Consider the following 17724-nt stretch of genomic DNA (forward strand, 5'->3'; position numbering starts at 1 on the left):
GGTGGAGGGAACGACTTTTAACTGCGCCGGTTTAACGGTCGAGACGGCGCCGGTCACATCCCGTCGGTTTTCGGTAGAGTACCCGGTGACGACCACTTCGCTCAGGGCGGTGGCTTCGTCTTCGAGTCTGACTTCCAGGCTGGTTCGGTTGCCGATGGAGACTTCCTGGGTTTTGAAACCGATAGCGGAAATTACCAGTACGGGGTCTGTTCCTCTGATATTCAACGAAAAGTTACCATTAGCGTCGGAGGAGGTACCAACTTGGGTGCCTTTGAGGACGATGTTGGCTCCGGGTACGGCCCCATCCGAACCTGTGATTGTACCCGTCAATCGACGGTCTTGGGCTGAAGCGTGGAGGCTCCAAAGCAGTAGGACTGCACCCAGAAAAGCGGTCTGCAGAAACCTGTAGAGCGATGCTTTCATGAAATTTAGGTTGGTTTGAAAAAAATTGAGTAAGCACTTTACTATTAAAGTAAGCGCATCAATATTAAGTTGGTTAAATTATATTTCAAAAGGGGATCGTGATAATTCTATTTTAAAAAATGGAATAAAAAGTATTAATTATAAAAAAAATTAAATTAATACGAGATTAAAAGGCTGTTGTTCAATACTTTATGTGATAAATTATGTTAATAAAATTAAGTTTCTCTGAAAAAATTAAAGATAAATTAAATTTAATTTTAAGGGTAAAATATTTGCCTTATTTCTCTATAAATTAGTCCCCGGAAAACTAATTAAATTGACTTAAGAAAACGTAATTGAGTATATTTATTTTTACTGTAGTATTATTACTCAGTTAAATTACTTAGGCAAAATAAATTAAACTACTTAATAAAAATTGACTATTGTGAAACCATAACTCGACGTGAAAAATGGAGACCTATTATTTCTATGCGTACTACCGAAATCCCAAGGTTACTATTCATAAAGCGGCCTGTCGTTTTTGTAACCAGGGTAAAGGCATGCAGACCCACAAGTATGGGTGTTCGACAGGGCGTTGGCGGGGGAGCTTTTCGAGCTTCGAGTTGGCTTTAGGAGCCGCTCAGGAAATTGGTAAAGGATTAGGGGTAGAGCCAACGTATTGTCAGCGTTGTCTGTCGGAGGCAATGGAACTGACCACTAAGGAAGAGCTAAAGTTGGAATTGCTCGCTTGAGTAGTTTGGGCGAAGTGGCAGTATAGTATTTTGTTGACTATTCATGAAAACGTCCTGTTTGTCTGGATTGACCGCAAACAGGACGTTTTCATGTAACATGGGTAGAAACCCGAGATTTTAAACTATATAGCGCGGGTTTCCGCCCACGTTACATAGGTCTATTATATATAGGTACTGATAAGTACTAACTGGCAAACTGTTTCACTAAACCTTCCAGCGTATGTAAGGGCTGAACGCCCGATTGCCGCCAGACTATCTTCCCATCTTTGAACAAGATCATAGTCGGAATACTGCGAACCTGATATTGTTGTGCGGCAGCCTGTGCTTTGTCGACATCAATCTTAATAACACGGACCTTATCGCCCGCCCGGTCGGTGAGTTGTTTAAGGATAGGAGCCTGTTGCTTACAGGGACCACACCAGTCAGCATAGAAATCGACCAGTACGGGTTTGTCGCCGTTGATTAGGTCTTTAAACGATTGCTTATTCATAGTAGTTTGTTTCAGGTTTCATGTTTCAAGTTGGTTCAAGCAAGAAGAGTTCTCGTACCAGCTAACCTAAAACTTGAAACAGGTTTTATTGTTCCTCATTTACCGGTTCATTCAGAATGGTGTGACCCATTTTGTCCCGTTTGGTTTGGAGGTAGCGTTTGTTATGCGGATTGGATGGAATTTCAATGGGTACCGTATCGACAATTTCAAGTCCATACCCCATAAGCCCGGCCCGTTTTTTCGGATTATTGGAAATCAGCCGAAGTTTTCGAACGCCCAGGTCGCGCAGAATTTGAGCCCCAACCCCATAATCACGGGCGTCCATCGGCAGGCCAAGTTCCAGGTTCGCTTCCACGGTGTCGCGGCCCATTTCCTGAAGTTTATACGCTTTTAGCTTATTCATCAGGCCAATGCCGCGCCCTTCCTGAAACATGTATACCACAACACCTTTGCCCTCGGCCTCTACCATTTCCATAGCAGCATGGAGCTGAGGGCCGCAATCGCACCGGCAAGACCCAAAAATATCGCCCGTTACACAACTGGAATGGACACGAACCAGCACCGGTTCATTAGGCTCCCAGGTTCCTTTGATAAGGGCCAGGTGCGTATCGCCCGTGTTGCTTTGCTTATAGGCAATCAGATCGAAATGACCCCATTCGGTTGGTAAGTCAACACCAATTTCACGATGAATCAGTGTTTCAGTACGAAGTCGGTATTCGATCAGGTCCTGAATACTGACCAGTTTCATCCCGAAGCGGTCGGCCATCACGCGCAGTTGAGGCAGGCGGGCCATGGTTCCGTCTTCGTTCAGTACTTCGATAAGTACACCAGCGGGTGAAAGTCCTGCCAGCCGTGCCAAATCGATAGCTGCTTCGGTATGGCCCGACCGCCGGATGACTCCGCCTTCGGCTGCTCGTAACGGAAATATATGCCCAGGTCGGCCCAGGTCATCAGGGGTTATGGTTGGGTCAACCAGTGCCTGAATAGTTTTGGATCGGTCGGAAGCCGAGATACCCGTCGTACAGCCATGCCCTAACAAATCGACCGATACGGTAAAAGGCGTTGTATGCACCGATGTGTTGCTGGTCACCATCATATCCAGCCCCAGCTCAGTGCAGCGCTCCTGCGTGAGCGGAACGCACATAAGCCCACGGGCTTCACGGACCATGAAATTGACCATTTCGGGCGTAACCATTTCGGCTGCGCAGATCATGTCGCCTTCATTTTCGCGGTCTTCGTCATCGACAACAATCACAATTTTACCCGCCTTGATATCGGCAACAGCTTCTTCAATACTGTCGAGCCGGATAGGGGCTGTGCCGGACGGGGGTAACTCATGGCCAGGGGTGATTTGTTGCCCGGTGGCGTCAGAGTTGGTACTATTATTGCTCATCTTTTTTGGTCTATGCGTGTCAGTGAAACTATCTTTGGTAGTGAATTACCGATTGACTAACTTTTCGGTACGGTAAAGCAGAGTTCCGTTTACGTGGAAAACTGAATTTTAGAAAGATACGTTTCGCTGGATGCGAAATTGTCCGTTAATCCGTTTTTAAGCATAGACGCAATAATTATAAAAGAACGCTAAAAAAGTTACCCTCTGTGCGAATTTTACGATTGTGGCTGATGGAATTTGGGGTGAAAACCAATGGATTAGTTCGTTGGAAGAAGCTGGCTTTACCTTTACTGTCGATATGCTGTAGCGCCCCGTTCGTACAAGGCCAGAATGTTTGTCAAAACCCAAGATTTCCCGGTGATTTTTCGGTCGATAAGGTTAAAGTGTGCGTTGGTTCACCGGTTAATGTTGTAGGAGTACCACCTAATTTAATAAGTGCTCAGTATAACTTTGAGTATGACGGTAAAAGTACGATCGACAAAGTAGCCCTTTCGCCGACCAAAGCGCATACGTATTCGACTCCCGGTTCATATACTATTATTCAGAGCGGTACCGGTAATGGAGCAGGTACCGGTACGATATTCTGTAAAGAAGTGACGGTAGTGCCGGTCGATCAGGTAAAATTTACGGTAAATGTTTGTTCAGGCCGCCGAGCCATTGTTGTGCCTGATGGCTCAACCTTGGGGCAGTATGACAGCTACGAGATTAGATGGGGTGATGGAACGGTTGAACGGAAAACTCGGGCTGAATTAACGAATCAGCCATCACATACATACGGTAACGCTGGGAATTTGGTCTATACCATCACCCTTCAGGGCGTTTATAATCCGCCTGCCGATTGCAAGTCGACCGTATCGCAGTCGACGCCAATCAGCCTGATCGGAACGCCGACCCAGCCTACTATTTCGGCGTTGAAAACAGTCGATGATAAAACGATCACGATTGACTATCAGGTTAATACAGGAATTACGGTCCAACTGTATCAGAAAATCAACGGTACATACTCGCCAATCGGTAAAACCAGTAACGGAGGAGGTACGTTTACGGTGCCAACGGATGCCAAACAGGTGCAGTGTTTTCAGGTGGTTACGCAGGACGCCTGCAACAGTGCGCCCGTAAAGTCAGACGAAGTGTGTAGTCTGGTGCTTGATGCAAAGGCGGAAAATAAACAAAATACCCTGAGCTGGCAACCTTATGCTGGAACCGCCACGCAGTTTCGCTTTTATCGTATTCGTAGAAATAATGCTGTAAACGGTCAGGTAACGAGTCGGACCACAGCGACCTACACCGACGCCAACAATATTGTTTGTGGAACGCAGTACTGTTACACGCTCGAAGCGACCGTTGGGCCGACAACCATTACCTCACAACAGACGTGTGTATCAGGTATTAATGACGGCACACCCGGTGATATTGAAGGGGTCGTTGTGTCCATTGAAAATAATCGGCCTCGTGTGGTGGCTAGCCTACCTGCCGCCAGTGGCTCGTCTACGTATACATTGGTGGTGAGTCGTGCCAGTGGGTCCTCGGGGACGTATCAACCGGTGGGTACCCTGGTCAACCAGAATTCGTTTGTGGACGACAGTGCCGACCCATCGGCAGGTTCGTATTGCTATCAGGTAAGTTATCAGAGCGCCTGCGGGCTAGCATCAAAACCCTCAGAACCAGTCTGTACGGTATTCCTGACATCGGAGTCGCCCAAGGGGATTGACTGGTCGGCTAATTCGCCATTTACCCCATCAAAGGTCGCCGAATATATCGTTGAAGTGATTGATTCGGTCAATAATACAAAACGGGAAATTCGGGTGAGTTCGAATACGCACCTTGATCTGACCGATGCCGATCTGGAATCGCAAACCCAAAAATATCGAATTATTACAGCATCGTCTGACGGAACGGTTAGTTATTCAAATTTCTACACCTTCCGAAGCGAAGCTAAAATATGGATTCCTGATGCCTTTACCCCCGATGGTGACGGCGTAAACGAAGTGTTTTTGGCGAAAGGTATTTACTTTGACCAGTTCCGAATGACCATTTTTGATCGATGGGGTGAAGTGGTCTTTACAACGACCAATAAACAGGAGGGCTGGGATGGTAACGTAAATGGTCAGCGTGCTCTTGAAGGACAATATATGTACCGGATTGAGGTAATCGACCAAACCGGCATGAAAACCGTACGGACGGGAGGATTGTTACTCATTCGAAGCAGGCGATAGCATCGTGGAAGGAACGTAATTGGCAGTACAACCGTATACGTTCATAATGATCCCTATAACTAACTAACTCAGGAATGATGAATATGATGGATATGTTCGGGAAGATGAAAGAGGTTCAGTCCCGAATGAAAGATGCTCAGGAAACGCTCGGTACGATCACCGAAGTGGGCGAATCGGGAGCAGGCTTGGTAAAAGTGACTGTAAATGGGCTGAAGAATGTCCTGAAAATAGAGATCGACCCCGATCTGATTAAGCCCGACGACCGCGAAATGCTACAGGACCTGATCGTAGCGGCTACCAACAAAGCAATGGCCAATATCGAATCAAAGTCGCGCGAACACCTCCGAAAAGCAACGGAAGGCTTACTCCCTAATATTCCCGGTTTAAATCTGGACGGGCTTATGTAAGGAAGAGTTTGTAAATTTGTCGTTCGTAGTTTGATGTTGACGATAAAGCGTAAGACGGCAGGCTACGAACGACAAACTGCGAATAGATTTGGATAGTCTTGCCATTGTTATTTTGAATTACAACGGGCAACCGTTTTTAGCGAAGTTCCTGCCTACCGTATTAGCGCATGCCGAAGGCCACCCGGTTTATGTGGCCGATAGTGCTTCTTCCGATTCTTCCGTTTCCTTTCTACAAACAACGTTTCCTACGGTTCGGGTTATTGAGCTTCCTCGAAACGAAGGCTATGCTGGAGGCTATAACCTGGCACTTGAACAGGTGCGTGCGCAGTATGGTGGAGCTACCTATTATGTCCTCTTAAATTCGGATATTGACGTAACGCCCAACTGGCTGTCGCCGGTGGTAGCTTTATTCGAGGCAAACCCTAAACTAGCTGCCTGCCAGCCTAAAATCCGATCGTATAGCCAGCCCGAGTTGTTTGAACATGCGGGTGCTGCTGGTGGCTTTGTCGATTGGCTGGGTTATGTTTTCTGCCGGGGGCGTGTCTTTGCCACCTTCGAGGCTGATCAGGGCCAATACGACGATAACCGACCCGTGTTCTGGGCAACCGGAGCCTGCCTGTTTGTCCGCTCATCCGTGTTTCATCAAACGGGCGGGTTCGATGCTTCTTTCTTCGCCCACATGGAAGAGATTGACTGGTGCTGGCGCATTCAACGGCTTGGTTATGAAGTATGGGCCTGTGGTGAATCGACAGTATACCATGTAGGCGGGGGCACGCTCCACAAATCTAACCCGCACAAAACGTTTCTTAATTACCGCAACAGCCTGTTCATGCTCTATAAAAACTGGCCTGCCGATGGCTGGTTATGGCCTAAAGTGTTGCTACGATTGGTATTGGATGGCGTGTCGTCGTTATTATTTATGCGGGAAGGGGAGTGGTCCGATGTATGGGCTATTCTGCGGGCACACGTTGCATTCTACGCTAAACTGCCCACCTTACACCGTCAGCGTAGGCTATTAAAACAGCAGCAAACAAAAGCCGTTCGACTCTATCCCAAAAACATTGTGTGGCAATACTTTGCCAAAGGCAAAAAGACGTTTGGGGAGATATGTGATGTAGGATATAGGATGTATGATGTATGATATAGGCTATCTGTTCCTGATACATCATACATCCTATATCCTACATAAAATTATAGTTCCCAGATGGTAGGGTGAGCGTGTCGACGAAGATGTTTTTTCATTTCCATCCAGAAAGCCAGGATCAGATAAAGCACAACTGGCGATCCCAACGTCAGAAAAGAGGTATAAATAAAATATAAACGGATGCTGCTAGCCGAGATATTCATTTTCTCGCCCAACCGCGCACATACTCCAAATGCCTGATTTTCAATGAAATAACGTATCTTGTCCATTTTCTTATGTATGAAGTGCTTAAAGGATCTGGGCAATGATAAGACGAAGAACTAACTGCGTTTTTGGTAGAATGTTTGCTCTTTGAATAAAAAAGCAATATAAACTTAGTGAAATTAGCTAAAAAGTGGTGGCAAAGTCATTGAAGTAGGAACATTTTTGTTTTCTTTGTGTTGTAACGGCTGTGGCGGTGCGTAAGTGCCGTTTTTTGCTAATCCTTTAACAAAGTTCGTTGATTATCAACTAAGTACCCTGGCAACGGGATGGTCTGGTATCTGTGTCCTGAATCTTTGTTAATAACTGACCCTTTAAATGTTTTAATTGTTTAATTGTTTAAGTTTTATGCAAACAGGTGAAGTAAAATTCTTTAACGAGAGTAAAGGCTACGGATTTATCGTTGAAGACGGTACCAACAGAGACATTTTCGTTCACATTACTGGTCTAAACGGAATTACCATTCGCGAAAAAGACCGGGTACAGTTTGAAGTGATTGACGGCAAAAAAGGACTTAATGCCGTAAAAGTGCAGAAGATATCCGAATAGGTTGCCAGAGAAGACGGGAAGAAGAAAGAATAAACATGAACAAAAGGCACTCAGTAGCAAATGCCTGGTTTAGTTCATCTTTACTTTTTCTTCTTCCGTCTGTGAATTAGCTTTCTATCCAGCCACGAACATCCTCAATACGAGGCATCGCTACGTCCATTTTCAGCTTTTTGCGAACGCCACCAAGATCATTGAAGAGCTTGTTGGGGTTAGTTGCCTTAAGCTGTTCAACGGTTAGGATACCGAGCTTTTGTAAGGCAGGCACCCATTCGGCCGGCACACCGGCAGTCACAAAATCTCCTTCCTCCGATTGTTCTACTTTCTTTTCTGGTCGCATCTGTGGGAAAAACAGTACGTCCTGAATAGAAGGCTGGTTGGTCATTATCATGGTCAGCCGATCAATGCCCAGCCCGACACCGGCCGTAGGCGGCATGCCGTATTCCAACGCCCGCAAAAAGTCTTCGTCCAGCGCCATGGCTTCTTCGTCGCCCCGTTCGGCCAGACGAAGCTGATCCTCGAACCGTTCCCGCTGATCGATTGGATCGTTCAGCTCCGAATAGGCGTTGGCAATTTCTTTGCCGTTACAGATAGCCTCGAATCGCTCGACCAGACCCGGCTTGCTCCGGTGCTTTTTGGTTAGGGGCGACATCTCAACGGGGTAATCCGTAATGAATGTCGGCTGAATCAGGTTGGGTTCGCAGGCATCGCCAAATAGCTCGTCGATCAGTTTCGACTTGCCCATGGTACTATCCACTTCAATGCCCCGGCTTTGCGCTACCTGGCGCAACTCACCTTCCTCCATCTCCGACACATCGACACCGGTATATTCCTGAATGGCTTCGAACATGGTTAGTCGTTTCCAGGGCCGTTTGAAGTCGATCACATTGTCGCCAACTGTCACTTTAGTAGTGCCAGCTACATCCAGCGCTACTTTCTCGACCATTTCCTCGATGGTGTCCATCATCCAGATATAGTCTTTGTAGGCTACGTAAAACTCAACCTGCGTAAACTCCGGGTTGTGCGTACGGTCCATGCCTTCGTTGCGGAAGTCTTTGGCAAACTCAAACACGCCATCGTAGCCGCCCACAATCAATCGTTTGAGGTATAACTCATTAGCAATCCGCATGTAGAGCGTCATGTCGAGCGAGTTATGATGGGTGCGGAAGGGCCGGGCCGTAGCGCCACCGTGAATTGGCTGAAGGATGGGCGTTTCGACTTCCAGGTACCCTTTATTGCTCAAGTACTGCCGGATCGAGTTGACCAGTTTAGTACGTTTAATAAATACATCCCGTACCTGCGGATTCACGATCAGGTCGACGTAGCGTTGCCGATACCGTTGTTCGGGATCCGTAAACGCGTCGTAGGTTTCTTTCTCGCCCTGCTCATTGACGACTTCCTTTACCACCGGCAGAGGCCGCAATGATTTATTAAGAATCGTAAATTCCCGAACATAAACCGATAATTCGCCGGTTTTGGTCGAGAACACGTTCCCACGAACACCGATGATATCGCCGATGTCCAGCAGTTTTTTAAAGACGGTATTGTACAGGGTTTTATCCTCTCCGGGGCACAGGTCATCGCGTCGGAAATAGAGCTGCATCCGCCCGGTCGAATCCTGCATTTCGGCAAACGAAGCATTGCCCATGATGCGGAAACCCATCAGGCGACCGGCCAGTTGAATATTCCCCCAGCGGCTATCGCCCGAGAGGTCCTGTTCGGGGTCGATGGTTGGGAAAGCGGCCCGGATGTCGGCAATGGTAGCCGTTACGTCAAACAGGTCGGCCGGGTAGGGGTCGATCCCCATCCGCATTAATTCTTCGCGTTTTTGTCGGCGATTTATTTCTTGTTCACTCAGGAGCATGATCGTCAATGGTTGGCCAACTAGTCGTTGACCAGGATTTTAGCCCGCAAAAATAGTGAAAAGGATTGGCGTTTGCAGAGTTAGCGTTAGCCGGAGTTCGGTTTTCTGCTTACATGGGCTATTGGCCACCATCGATAGGGTTTTATGTCGGGCGAAAACGAAACGTGGCTGGATAGGATCAACGACATCCTATCCAGCCACGTGATAACTTTCTAAACCTTGCTTACCCTTCCAGCGCCACCATCGCTTTGATGACGCCATTGGCGGGATCGAGCCAACTGGCAAATTCGTCGCGTACCTGCCCAAAGGCCACCCGGTGCGTAATGTAGGTGGTAGGATCAACCAATCCGGCTTTCATCGACGAAATAACATGTTCAAAGTCGGCACGGGTGGCGTTTCGGCTGCTCATCAGCGTGCCTTCCCGTTTGTGGAATTCGGGATGACTAAGGCTAATGTCGCCTTTCTGCAGGCCAATCAGCACGTATCGGGCGCCGTGGGCCATGTATTGAAACGAGTTGTTAATGGCGCGTAAACTACCGGTTGCGTCGATCACGACTGTCGGCATATCGCCGTTGGTGATAGCGGATAGCTGCTCATACACATCCGATGCGGTTGCCTGCACTGTATGCGCTACCTTCAATCGATTTTTGCAGAAAGTCAGCCTGGATTCGTTAATGTCCAGCGCAATCACGTTTCCTCCGGCAATGCGGGCAAATTCCATTACACCCAACCCGATCGGGCCCGCGCCAACGACCAGCACCCACTCGCCGGGTTGTACTCCCGCCCGACGGACACCATGAGCACCAATGGCTAAGGGTTCCACCAGGGCCAGCTCATCGAAACTAAGTCCGTTTCCATGAACGAGCGAATAAGAAGGGACTTGATAATACTCGACCATGCCACCGTCAATATGAACCCCACAGGTTTGAAGCTGGACGCAGCAGTTGCTTTTTCCCGATCGGCAGGCAATGCAATGACCGCAATTGAAATAGGGAATAAACGTAACGGCTTCGCCCGGTTCAAAACCCGGAGCATTGTCGGCTTCGACTACTTCGCCCGCCAGTTCATGCCCCAATATTCGGGGATAATTGAAAAATGGCTGAGTACCTTCAAACGCATGGAGATCGGTGCCGCAGATACCGATCCGACGAATGCGCAGAATGGTATGATCGGGTTGTAAATCCGGTTTTTCGCCCTGCTGGTAATCCAATTGGCCCGGCGTTATACAGACTAATGTTTGCATAAAGAAATGAGGTTTTGCTACGACGTAACGCGGACATCCTGTCCGCAGTACCAGTAACTAAGCGGACGGGATGTCCGCGTTACATTGCGTTGGCTAAGGCCCGGTCGAGGTGGACGTAGCCGCCGTCGACATAGAGGAGTTGGCCGGTGGTATGACTTGAACGGGGCGACAACAGGAAGACGGTTGTATTGGCAATTTCTTCGGCGGTGGTCATCCGGTTTTCGAGCGGGATATTAGCGACTATAGCAGCCAGTTTCTCTTCAGGATTTGGTAAAGTTTGAATCCATCGCTCATATAGAGGTGTCCAGCATTCGGCGACGATAATGGCGTTGACACGGATGCCATATTTGAGCAGTTCAACAGCCCACTCGCGGGTTAGCGCATTACGTCCACCATTCGCGGCTGCATAAGCCGATGTACCACCCTGTCCCGTTTCGGCTGTTTTGGAACTGATGTTTACAATGGCTCCTTTTGATTCTTTCAGGGCAGGCAAAGCATGGTGAACGATCAGGTAGTAGTGTACCAGATTCTTGTGCAGGGAGGCCATAAAGGCATCATAATTGCCATGTTCGAGTCCAACCCCATCGTTAACCCCCGCATTATTGACAACTCCATCAATGCGGCCGAACTGCTGCATAACGGCTTTTACCGCTTTTTCAGACTCTTCGGGCTGCGTGAGTTCGGCGGCTACCTGAAAAGCCTGCTGACCGGCAGCTTCGAGTTCGGCTACCACTTTCTGATTGTCGGCTTCATTGCGGCCAATAATTACCGGGATAGCCCCTTCGGCTGCCAGTACTTTCACAATCCCTTCGCCTATACCTTTGGCACCACCCGTAACGATAATAACCTTGTTTTGCAGTTGTAAATCCATATGTTTTGTTCGATAAGAATTGTCGGTAAAGTTAATTCTGTAGTTTAATGTTTCAGGTTCAATCTTTCAAGTTAGCTGACCTATGAACTCTTCCCGCGTCAGCCAACCTGAAACATTGAACCTGAAACTATTTATAAAAAGAAAGTCCTCACACAAGTCGGTGGGACTTTTCCAGAAAACCAACCTATAAAAAAACGCTCAATGTGTTTCAAGCCGGTTGTAAACACATTCCATTGAATTCGTCCTCGTAGATGTAATCGGCAGGATCATAGAGTTCTGAAGCCGCTACCAGCAACACAGTATCTGTGGCGAATCGAATTTCTTTCCACAACATGGGCGGAATGTACACCGCCTGGCCTGATTCGGTCAAGCGAAGTCGGGTTGCTTCCCCTTCCGTATTTTTTAAATCGATGATGAGTTGCCCTTGTAACAAAATCAAATACTCCTGACAGATCCGATGGGCATGAGTACCCCGGATGGCATCGGTCGGAACACCATAAATCCAGTATATTCGTTTCACTGGGAACGGAGCCTTATCAAGTAACGAAAGAGCATCCTTATTCGTTAAGTCAAGTTTATCTGTTGTGAGCATTGCTTTGGGTTAGACAATCGTTACCGTATTCCGTTCATATGGCCCTAATGAGAAGCCGTCAGGGACACATTCTTTACAGTGAAGTTTCTTACAGCGAAGTACAAAATCGGTAAAAAACAACAGGCCGGTACCAGATAGGCCGTTTGCATGGTGGTCAGGTCCGAAACCCGACCCATAATAACTGGGAAGAACGCTCCTCCCGCAATAGCCATTATAACAAGCGAAGACCCCAACTTAGTTTTCGATCCTAACCCTCGTATGCTCAATGCGAAAATTGTTGGGAACATAATCGACATAAAAAACTCGACACCAATCAAGGCATAAACCGGAACCTGCCCATGACCCGTTACAGCAATCGCTAACAAACCAATGTTAAGCAGGCTATATAAAGCCAGCAAACGCGGTGGGGTTATGAACCGCATCAGGAACGTACCGAAGAAACGACCGATCATAAAGCCTAACAGCGCAATAGATAGCAATTCGGCCGCTGGTTTTTCACCAATATTCGACGCCTGCCCAACGAAACGGATAAAAAAGCTGCTTACACAAACCTGGGCTCCCACATAAAAGAACTGAGCAATAACGCCTAATATCAGATTCTTCTCGTTCAGGATCGATTCCTGAGTTGTAGCAGGTGAATCCTCTTCATCGTTAATCGTGGGGAGAGTAGTTCGACTAAATAAGAGCGCAACCAGCAAGACTACACCACCGATGATCAGAAATGGAACCTGTACCGACGAGGCTTCTTCTTTCAGATAGGTCACAAGCTGATCGGAAGACATGGCCTGTTTGTCGGCAACCGAGAGATTTTTGCCGGATAGAATAAACCGTCCGCCAGCCAGTGGCGCCAGAAATGCCGCTAACCCATTGAACGATTGGGCGAAATTGAGCCGTTGCGTACCTGTATCGGCGTCGCCGAGTACGGTAATATATGGATTGGCGGCTGTTTCGAGTAACGTTAAGCCACTGGCAATCACAAATAAAGCGATCAGAAACAGGCTGAACTGGAGAGATTCCGCAGCCGGATAAAACAGAAAAGCACCTCCAGCAAACAGAAGAAGCCCCAGGGTGATGCCCGCTTTATACCCATACCGTTTCATAAACAGCCCGGCCGGTATAGCCATCAGAAAATAGGCGATATACGAGGCCGAGTCGATAAACGCTGATTGAACGTCACTTAACTGGCAGGCTTTTTTCAGGTGTGGAATCAGGATGGGATTTAAATTCAAGGCAAATCCCCACAGAAAAAAAAGTGCCGTAATTAAGGCAACAGCAAAACGATTCGTAGGTTTAGACACGGTACTTTTGAGGCTTAGGTGTAAATCCAGTTAAGATTACGTTGCAAAGAAACTCTATTTATTAACCTACATTTTGTAGGAATTTATCCAGATAGTCAGCTATTTTAGCATAGCCCCTGCACCGCTCCTGGGCACAAGACATTTCCAATAAAGTCTACATACCGAGCATACCTACTTACTTCTTAGTTATTGTTTGCAATCTGCTACCCCAATCAGCCGTTGGTGGAGTGGCCTGACCGTTCCTCTAGTTTCTGAACAATCAGCCCGATTGTATACTATCATTGTGCTATCAAAATGATAGTATATCTGAACTTAATTTTACGGTCATGGAAGAGAAAAAACTTACCTCAGTTTCGGGCTATGTGTTTATATTGATTGGCCTGATCTGTTTTGGTGCGGCTGCCATTTCAGTGCGCTATAGCCCTATTCTGGGAGGATTCCTGTTTTTGTTGGGCGGTTTTATTCTAAAAGGTATTATCGTCATCTACCCAAACGAGGGAATTGCCGCTACTTTTTTCGGGGATTATGTAGGGACCATTAAAGAAACTGGTCTCCGCTGGGTTAACCCGCTGTATAGTAAAACCCGGATCAGTCTTCGGGCGCGTAACCTGAACGGGCAACAGCTTAAGGTGAACGATAAAATGGGTAACCCTATTGAAATTGCTGCTGTGGTTGTCTGGCAGGTAGCCGATACGGCCAAAGCCCTGTTCGACGTAGATAACTACGCCAACTTTGTCCAGATTCAATCCGAAGCGGCTGTGCGGTTTTTAGCCAGCTCTCATGCCTACGATAACATGGAAGATGAACACGAAGCCGTTACTTTGCGCGATAATACCGGCCAGATCAATAGATTTCTGGAGCAGGAGCTGGATGAACGTCTTGGACAGGCGGGTGTTCGGGTGATGGAAGCGCGTATCAGCCACTTGGCCTATGCGCCCGAAATTGCCGGTGCCATGCTTCAGCGTCAGCAGGCTACAGCCGTAGTTTCGGCCCGCAAGCAGATTGTGGAAGGTGCCGTTGGTATGGTTGAGATGGCTCTGGCCAGACTCGCTGAAAAAGATGTAGTTCAACTGGATGAAGAACGAAAAGCGGCTATGGTGAGTAACCTGCTGGTAGTGCTTTGTGGCGAAAAAGCAGTTAGCCCCGTTGTCAATGCGGGAACACTGTATAATTAAGTATTGGGAGCGAGGAGTGAGGAGTGAGAATGCTGGCGCAGCAAGATTTATATGCGCCAGCATTCTCACTCCTCGCTCCTCGCTCCTCACTCCTAAAAAGAGATGGCTGCTGAAAAAAAAGCGTTTGTTTTACGGATTCAACCGGAGACCCTGAAAGAACTGGAACGATGGGCGCAGGAAGAGTTCCGAAGTGTGAATGGGCAAATAGAATACCTGCTCAACGAAGCACTTCGGAAGCGGAAAAAACGCGCTCAGCCAACGCCCAATGAGGAATCTACTACGTCCGACGAATAAGCAATGAGTTGTCGGACGTAGTTGGTCTATACGGTTATTCTTCATGCCCGGCACCTAATCCTTTAGTTGAAGCCGTTTTGGCATCCTGCTCAATCATCAGGTTATATTGATTAATCAACAGTAGTCGTCCAAAAAGTAGTCGGTCGTTAATATTGTGTGTGTCGATATACTTTTGGAGCTGTTTGTCGTAACGCGTCATTAGGGGTGCATACACATCAGCATAAAAGCGGTCAAGTGCCCGTAAACGACTACCATCGTTAGCGAAATACTCGAAATAGTCAGGGTTCCCGGCCATTGCCGGATGGTCAGCATAGTAAGCCGGATGCGTAAACGCAATTTTTCGAAAGCCGCGTCGCGCTCTTAGCCGTCTGACAACAGCCAGTGAGCCATCCTGACAGACCTCAAAAAATGCCTGTTTACTCGGGGAACGATCATTCTCATTCGTTAAGGCCTGGAACTCCCGGTACTTATGTACGCTGAAGTCGAACCAGCCAAACTGGCTGACCTGATTTGTGGAATACGCCTGCACCCGTCCGTCCGAAGTGCGAAACAGTACCATTTCGGTTAACCAGTTATAGCAAATGTCGCCCTCTATACTTGTTCTGTCCCAAAAGACCAGTTTCCCACGTTGCCAGACGGGTTTGGGTACCGAAGCCCGGATAGGAAAAGATAGAAAAAATACAATTAGTGTGATCAGTGTAAATACGTAACGAAATTTCATGACCCCTGCTGTTTGGTGAGAAGTTGCTTTTGCTGAACCCCGCCAGATTTTGACTTACAGCTCGGCTAGGCCCATGGTTGAAATTAATTATTTTGCAAACAGCTTGTTTTGCCGGATAAAATAGTGCAATTGGTTGTTTTTAAATTATATGTAGGTACAATAGAACGGATAAGGGAAAAGATAAAGATTATTCTATTTTTCTATAATTTGATTCAATTAACGTTAGGAGATAGATTTATCGAATGGTCCTTTAATTTTTTATATGATTTATCTCGTCTTGGTATAGTACAAAATAATAAGTCGCCAAGTAGTCTGCTTTAGTTAACAGATCACTTGGCGACTTATGGAAAAGTCAGGTTATTGTAAGACTTTATGAGCGGTCTGTAGACGTAGTTACGAACTGGCCGATTAATCGAATACCTTCCAGGGTTAGCGAAGGAACCATATCCGTAAATACGTCTTTTAAGGATGGAATTCGTTGCGACAAACCGCCTGTAGCCACGGCAATACAGTCGCCAGCCAGTTCGGTTTGAATGCGATTGACTAGCGTACGAACGAGCCCTTCATAGCCCAGCACGACCCCTGCCTGAATCGCATGGGTTGTACTCGTACCAAGGGCGGAAGAAGGCACCTCGATCGGGACTTCGGGCAGTTGGGCGGTATTGGCAAAGAGTGAACGAATAGCCGTTTTCAGGCCGGGGGCAATGGCGACACCCAAAATTTTCCCCTCACCCGAAACGGTTGTAAAGGTGAGTGCTGTACCAAAGTCGACGACCACGCAATTGCGTTTATACTGCATGTGAGCTGCTAATGCATTGGCAACCAGGTCTGTGCCAATCTCGTGCGGACGCAGGATTTCGAGGGGCAATAAGGGATAAACGCCCGGTCCAACAACCACAGGAGCAAAACCAAACAGCTCGGTCAACATGACCCGCATAGTGGGTGTAAGATCGGGCACTACACTGCTTAGTACCGTGGTCTCGATGGCACTGAGTGGAATATCGGCTTCCAGTAACCAGAGCCTGAGCCGACTTTCATACGATTCAGCGGATTCATCTTTTCGGGCAGGAGTGCGCCAGATGGTGTGCCAGACGGCTTGGTTATATAGGCCAAAAACGGCGTCGGTATTACCAATATCAACAATAATCTGCACAGGATGGGAGATAGACGGTTGTCGGGACGAAATAAGGACAAAAACCGCACATTCCCGCACATTATCCCAGACCGTTTTCTGACAGGATTCACAGGATAGATAGGATTTTTCGACTGCCTTAATTCTATTCATCCTGTGAACCCTGTCAGAAAAGACTTACAGTACCATCTTTTTAGGCTGCGTTGTCATGAAATCTTTGAGGTAAAACGGCTCAAAGGTAGCTACATCCTCAAATTGACCGGAAGTATAAGCCTGAGCAGCTAACAGCCCAACGGTACGTGCTGAAGGAACAAGATGAATCGTTGGGAAAACGGCGTTTGGGTGGTCGTTTAACAGGTTCTTGCATTTAGCGGCTCCATCGCCAAAGAATACAACAGGCCCTTGTTCAAGCCAGCTGTCGAACGACGTACCGTCGATGATTTGAGCCGCTGTTGGCTGTCGTTCCTGCCCGTTGGTATCGTATAAAGCACAATATACTTCCATACGTCGGGCATCAATCATCGGGCAAAGAAGATAGTCCGCCGGGTAAAACGCCCGGATTTGCTCAGCCATAGCGCCTAATGTATTAATGGCCAGCAAAGGTTTGTCCAGCGCGAAGCACAACCCTTTTGCCGTAGAAACGGCGATGCGTAGACCGGTATAGGAGCCAGGACCTTTAGCAATGGCAATCGCGTCCAGATTTGCCAGTTCATGACCTGCCTGCTGAACAACGTTCTGAATCAGGGTAGTGAGCATGGCCGCCGACGTGCGTTTCGTAAACAACTCGTAGCAGCCCAGCAATTGTGTATCCTGATGAAGGGCAACCGAACAGGCAGCAGTGGACGTGTCGATAGAGAGGATGAGCATGTTTAATGATGAATGATAATTGATGAATGAGCATCTGCTGACAATCATTCATCATT

19 protein-coding genes are annotated in these 17724 nt (G+C 47.6%); 7 read left to right on the forward strand and 12 right to left on the reverse strand.

What is annotated here, in order from left to right:
• Window positions 1-423, reverse strand: a 423-nt coding sequence (locus ACYVFD_RS20530) for a carboxypeptidase-like regulatory domain-containing protein (RefSeq protein WP_461092376.1), incomplete at its 3' end; no start/stop codon positions are given.
• A 449-nt stretch (window positions 424-872) separates the two neighbouring features.
• On the opposite strand from ACYVFD_RS20530, the gene ACYVFD_RS20535 reads away from it, so the two are divergent.
• On the forward strand, window positions 873-1154 hold the full coding sequence (locus ACYVFD_RS20535) for a hypothetical protein (RefSeq protein ID WP_461092377.1): 282 nt from the start codon (window positions 873-875) through the stop codon (window positions 1152-1154).
• 184 nt (window positions 1155-1338) lie between these two features.
• Here the strand turns inward: ACYVFD_RS20535 and trxA are convergent, their stop codons facing one another.
• Both trxA and ACYVFD_RS20545 read right to left on the reverse strand, forming a co-directional pair.
• Window positions 1339-1659, reverse strand: coding sequence for a thioredoxin (gene trxA, locus ACYVFD_RS20540; RefSeq protein WP_461092712.1), 321 nt, complete (start codon window positions 1657-1659; stop codon window positions 1339-1341).
• A gap of 70 nt (window positions 1660-1729) precedes the next feature.
• Entirely contained in the window at window positions 1730-3037 is a 1308-nt protein-coding gene (locus ACYVFD_RS20545) for a bifunctional 3,4-dihydroxy-2-butanone-4-phosphate synthase/GTP cyclohydrolase II (RefSeq protein ID WP_461092378.1), read from the reverse strand.
• Window positions 3038-3243: 206 nt separating this feature from the next.
• Here ACYVFD_RS20545 and ACYVFD_RS20550 point away from each other — a divergent pair, with 206 nt between their 5' ends.
• From ACYVFD_RS20550 to ACYVFD_RS20560, 3 genes are all read left to right on the forward strand, one after another.
• Window positions 3244-5253 carry a T9SS type B sorting domain-containing protein gene (locus ACYVFD_RS20550; protein WP_461092379.1) on the forward strand — a complete coding sequence of 670 codons (2010 nt, stop codon included), beginning with the start codon at window positions 3244-3246 and terminating at the stop codon, window positions 5251-5253.
• Between the two features lie 77 nt (window positions 5254-5330).
• The gene (locus ACYVFD_RS20555; RefSeq protein ID WP_461092713.1) at window positions 5331-5660 is read left to right on the forward strand and encodes a YbaB/EbfC family nucleoid-associated protein; all 330 of its coding nucleotides are present in this window, start codon (window positions 5331-5333) and stop codon (window positions 5658-5660) included.
• 88 nt (window positions 5661-5748) lie between these two features.
• Window positions 5749-6801 (forward strand): glycosyltransferase family 2 protein, encoded by a 1053-nt coding sequence (locus ACYVFD_RS20560; protein WP_461092380.1) that lies wholly within the window; start codon window positions 5749-5751, stop codon window positions 6799-6801.
• A gap of 50 nt (window positions 6802-6851) precedes the next feature.
• Here the strand turns inward: ACYVFD_RS20560 and ACYVFD_RS20565 are convergent, their stop codons facing one another.
• Complete coding sequence (locus ACYVFD_RS20565) at window positions 6852-7073, reverse strand: PspC domain-containing protein (RefSeq protein WP_461092381.1); 222 nt, start codon at window positions 7071-7073, stop codon at window positions 6852-6854.
• Between the two features lie 340 nt (window positions 7074-7413).
• On the opposite strand from ACYVFD_RS20565, the gene ACYVFD_RS20570 reads away from it, so the two are divergent.
• Window positions 7414-7614: a cold-shock protein gene (locus ACYVFD_RS20570; protein WP_461092382.1), complete on the forward strand. Its 201-nt coding sequence runs from the start codon at window positions 7414-7416 to the stop codon at window positions 7612-7614.
• Between the two features lie 106 nt (window positions 7615-7720).
• On the opposite strand, the gene lysS is transcribed toward ACYVFD_RS20570, so the two are convergent.
• From lysS to fucP, 5 genes are all read right to left on the reverse strand, one after another.
• Window positions 7721-9475, reverse strand: a complete 1755-nt coding sequence (gene lysS, locus ACYVFD_RS20575; RefSeq protein ID WP_461092383.1) for a lysine--tRNA ligase — start codon at window positions 9473-9475, stop codon at window positions 7721-7723.
• A 223-nt stretch (window positions 9476-9698) separates the two neighbouring features.
• Window positions 9699-10718 carry a zinc-binding alcohol dehydrogenase family protein gene (locus tag ACYVFD_RS20580; RefSeq protein WP_461092384.1) on the reverse strand — a complete coding sequence of 340 codons (1020 nt, stop codon included), beginning with the start codon at window positions 10716-10718 and terminating at the stop codon, window positions 9699-9701.
• A 79-nt stretch (window positions 10719-10797) separates the two neighbouring features.
• Window positions 10798-11589, reverse strand: coding sequence for an SDR family oxidoreductase (locus ACYVFD_RS20585; RefSeq protein WP_461092385.1), 792 nt, complete (start codon window positions 11587-11589; stop codon window positions 10798-10800).
• Window positions 11590-11797: 208 nt separating this feature from the next.
• Window positions 11798-12181, reverse strand: a complete 384-nt coding sequence (locus ACYVFD_RS20590; RefSeq protein ID WP_461092386.1) for a sugar 3,4-ketoisomerase — start codon at window positions 12179-12181, stop codon at window positions 11798-11800.
• Window positions 12182-12225: 44 nt separating this feature from the next.
• On the reverse strand, window positions 12226-13479 hold the full coding sequence (gene fucP / locus ACYVFD_RS20595) for an L-fucose:H+ symporter permease (RefSeq protein ID WP_461092387.1): 1254 nt from the start codon (window positions 13477-13479) through the stop codon (window positions 12226-12228).
• A gap of 326 nt (window positions 13480-13805) precedes the next feature.
• On the opposite strand from fucP, the gene ACYVFD_RS20600 reads away from it, so the two are divergent.
• A complete protein-coding gene (locus tag ACYVFD_RS20600; protein ID WP_461092388.1) occupies window positions 13806-14654 on the forward strand; it encodes an SPFH domain-containing protein in 849 nt (282 codons plus the stop codon).
• Between the two features lie 102 nt (window positions 14655-14756).
• Window positions 14757-14948 carry a type II toxin-antitoxin system antitoxin gene (locus tag ACYVFD_RS20605; RefSeq protein ID WP_461092389.1) on the forward strand — a complete coding sequence of 64 codons (192 nt, stop codon included), beginning with the start codon at window positions 14757-14759 and terminating at the stop codon, window positions 14946-14948.
• 34 nt (window positions 14949-14982) lie between these two features.
• On the opposite strand, the gene ACYVFD_RS20610 is transcribed toward ACYVFD_RS20605, so the two are convergent.
• From ACYVFD_RS20610 to tsaB, 3 genes are all read right to left on the reverse strand, one after another.
• A complete protein-coding gene (locus ACYVFD_RS20610; RefSeq protein WP_461092390.1) occupies window positions 14983-15669 on the reverse strand; it encodes a hypothetical protein in 687 nt (228 codons plus the stop codon).
• A 370-nt stretch (window positions 15670-16039) separates the two neighbouring features.
• Window positions 16040-16822 (reverse strand): type III pantothenate kinase, encoded by a 783-nt coding sequence (locus tag ACYVFD_RS20615; protein WP_461092714.1) that lies wholly within the window; start codon window positions 16820-16822, stop codon window positions 16040-16042.
• A gap of 156 nt (window positions 16823-16978) precedes the next feature.
• Entirely contained in the window at window positions 16979-17668 is a 690-nt protein-coding gene (gene tsaB / locus ACYVFD_RS20620; protein ID WP_461092391.1) for a tRNA (adenosine(37)-N6)-threonylcarbamoyltransferase complex dimerization subunit type 1 TsaB, read from the reverse strand.
• Between the last annotated feature and the right edge of the window lie 56 nt (window positions 17669-17724).

This window comes from Spirosoma gilvum (genome assembly GCF_054776815.1).